The organism is Campylobacter concisus (assembly GCF_003048445.1).
GTDB classification, from domain to species: domain Bacteria; phylum Campylobacterota; class Campylobacteria; order Campylobacterales; family Campylobacteraceae; genus Campylobacter_A; species Campylobacter_A concisus_BF.
The window spans coordinates 1-1195 of the sequence record NZ_PIQW01000039.1 but is presented as its reverse complement, the minus strand read 5'-3'; the positions used below and the strand labels follow the sequence as shown (position 1 = coordinate 1195).

1 protein-coding gene is annotated in these 1195 nt (G+C 37.9%); it reads right to left on the bottom strand.

Translation table 11 applies throughout. From position 1 onward, the window contains the following. Positions 1–1151 (bottom strand): Cj0814 family flagellar-dependent secreted protein (locus CVT14_RS10595; protein WP_107850317.1); only part of this gene is annotated, 1151 nt, incomplete at its 3' end. Between the last annotated feature and the right edge of the window lie 44 nt (positions 1152–1195).

Here is a 1195-nt window from a genome sequence, read left to right as displayed (position 1 = left end):
CCAAGCATATCTACTAGATATTTTCCAGCTGGGTTTTCGTTTAGCTCTTTTACTAAATTTAAAGGTGGCATGCTAAATTTTAAAAAGCTATCCATAAAGTCTTTGCTCTTCTTGCCATCTTTATCTATCTCACCAAAAAGAAGCTTTAGCATTTTTAGATTATGCTCCATCATCTTTTTAAATGAGAGCTCGTCTTCTTCATATCCCCTACGCCTATCTTCAGGAGTGCTGACAAAGCCACTTTGTAAGTCGATATAGACAAAGTCTCTTTTAGATCTGATGTAGTCTTGCATATATTTAGGCATGCCAGCTATGTCATTATCAGTAGCATTTATAAAGCCAGGTCCAAATTTCATCTCGCCCATAAGTTCAAACAGCTCAAATGCCCTATTAAATTCTTTACTATCTATGCTTTTGTCATAGCCTTCTCTTTTGCCTTGTGCTGTTGTCTCGCCCTCTCTTACATCAAGGTTGTTGTTTATAACGGCTGCTATAAGTCCGCCTTTAGTTATTGAGCCGTCTTTATTAGTGTATTTCTCTCCATGCGGATCCATAAATATACCAATGACCGTGTTTTCTTTGCCGCCATTGTTGTTATTAAAGATATCAGTTGTTGGTTTTAATGGCTGTCTGCCGTCTCCTCCTTTAAAGCTTGGGTTGAAAAAAAGCGTGCTTATCATCTGCTTATTTGACTCTTTGCCGTTAAAATCAGCCGCAGCCGAGCCAAATTCATGAATGGAGTTATGGATCTTGGTTACTTGCATGCTTTGGCGGTTATACTCAAAGCCTTGAGGGAAATTTCTTATCTCATCTAAGCTAAAGCTATCTTTTGAGTTTAGTGTGTCTTCGCCAACTACTTGGGAGAGAATTTTATAGGCATTATTTACAGTTTTTAGTATATCGATGCTGTCAAAAGTCCTTTGCATATAGTCAGGCTGCGTCTCTATCCTGACTAACGACTCCAGTGTGCTTGAGTGAATTTTATAATCACTTGGGATGCCAGCTTGTTTATTAAACTCATCTGTAAAGTAGCCATCTTTATCTACCTTGTAGCCTAAAACTAGAGAGCTAGTTTGATTGGTGGCAACTTTGGTTGATACCTTTATGCTCTGTTCTAAATTTAAGGGGTAGCTACCAAGTGCGTTTATCATCTAATATCCTTTTAGCTTCATACCAAAGATATCGTCTTTTTTGT